Source organism: Neopararhizobium haloflavum, assembly GCF_002750855.1.
GTDB lineage: Bacteria > Pseudomonadota > Alphaproteobacteria > Rhizobiales > Rhizobiaceae > Georhizobium > Georhizobium haloflavum.
On record NZ_NWUC01000035.1, the window covers coordinates 1 to 2,039 of the forward strand.

A 2,039-nucleotide genomic window follows, 5' to 3' on the forward strand; every position below is an offset into this window, starting at 1 on the left:
CTGGACTTTGTCGCCGGGCAGCCGCTGAAGCTGGTCGTCCAGTCCTACCTCGACGACAGCGACAACGAGACGTCCGGATTTGATGTGCCACTGCGCACGAACAGCTCCGCGCAGGGCGAGTACACATTCAACATCACGCAGCGCTACAACGAACTCATCCTCCAAGACGATACAATCCCGCCAGACGCCATAACGCCGATCTACCTGGGCTACGGCCTCCCCATGACCATCAAGAACAACCAGACCTTCTTGAAGCAGGAAATCGGCTTCTTTCGGCGCGCCGAGAAGTGCCAATTCAGCTTCAAGGTCCACGGTGCGCAACTGGTCAGCGAAGAGTCGGAGTTTTGGGTCGATTGGCCCGAATGGACCTACGCGACCTGGGTCATGCTGCTGTTTGTCGGCTTCTTCCTCGGCGCCATCGTCGCCTTTTTCCTGGGTCGCTGCTGCGGTCGGAATGCCAACCGTTGGTACATCTGGGAGCCGGAGTCGGATTCGTTTGAGGAAGTGGAGAAGGTGGACTCCAAAATAATCGAGCCCTCATCGAAGGCCACCACACACCATTCGTACCACATTCCTTGGTCATTCACTTTGCGTTCGATCAAAACATCAACCGTTGATCCTTTCGGACAATCCAGTGGGTAGCTTAATGGAAAATAGGCGGGAAACCAGGATTTTTTGATATCAGTGAACTGGTTAATGCCCTTGGGCACTGTTGATATGGTATTGGACTTCAACTTGGCCTCAAAAAAACCAGCTAATCCATTTATCTGGCAGTCCACACTGATCTTAAAGTGAGTCTGGCTTCTCCATTGCATCAAATTTGATGCCTTTGCATGATGCTCATAGGTGCAGACAGGTTGAGGAGCCTCAATAATGTAAGCGCTGTTCAGTGTTGAGACGTAAAGTTGGTCGAGATTGCTGTAATTGTTTGAATCGATCGCTCGGATACCATCACGACCACAGAAGTTGGACAATCTTTGATAAAAATCGGGACGTCCGCCTTGTATAATGTTATTCAATCGAAAACTGAAGCATGGAGAAATGAAATTTGTATAATATTGAGGTAGGAACACAGTTTTGTTATCAATCAAAGGCTCCAAGGTGGTCAAGAGATCTGGACTGAGTTCGTTACAGGCAAAAGAACCCAGTAATTCGGAGATTACAAGGTACGGAACGTGGCCATCCAAGGCCTTTTTGATGAGCTTATGCTCCCGGAGATCCGCGTTGACAAGTTTGATGAAGTAGTCCCACATTTTTTTGTTTTTGTGGACCAGAGATCGAAATGCAAAAGGATTCTTCTCAACAGCTACAACAATACTATCAGATACGATGTCAGTCTTCCGTAGCGCCTTCATTATACTCTCAACCAAGCCTCCTCGTCCTGCTCCGACCAATAGAATGACCATCTTCTTCTTTTCGAATTTACAACTTTTTTGCCAATCCAAGATTACTTCAGTAATGGCCTCCTCATAAATCTGATATTTGGATCTGTTGTCTTCGAATGTTTTGTATATGGATGATGTGAGATTATCTTCGGTTGGTCTCAATGGGCGTTGGGGAACATCTTCAATAAAAGTATTGTTGATCATGGGCATTTTGCGACAATTATTCTTCAGGACATCTTTCATCATCTCAAAGTTTTTCATCTGGTTTTCAATATCGGCACAGCATTCCTTTGATGACTTTGGTAGATTACACATGAAATATTCACATTCTGGAGTTATATATTCCCTCAAGAACGCCATTAAGTACTGATTTTTCTCTTTCTCTAACAGGGATTGGCCTGCCGCAATCAATTTAACCGGTTCTCCTTTCCATCTCTGTAAGGCAGCCGCATCGTTAAATTCTTTGCTAACCTTATCCACAAAATGAATTCCAACACCCAACTTATCATAGCAAGCATTGCAAAGACCTTCTCTGATATCTTTCCAGGTATCCCAGACACAATCACTGGATGGCAAAAGAATGATAATATAAGTAATAAAAGTTTTCAAATACAAATATTTCCTGAGTAATTTCAAAAACGATTTAGTTGGTCG

General features: G+C 44.9%; 2 protein-coding genes. Both read right to left on the minus strand.

The annotated features are described in order from the left end of the window. Positions 1-312: hypothetical protein (locus tag CN673_RS21865; protein WP_157929002.1), on the minus strand; the 312-nt coding region annotated here is incomplete at its 3' end. 56 nt (positions 313-368) lie between these two features. Next, a partial coding sequence (locus CN673_RS21870; RefSeq protein WP_210200135.1) for a hypothetical protein occupies positions 369-2,039 on the minus strand: 1,671 nt, incomplete at its 5' end.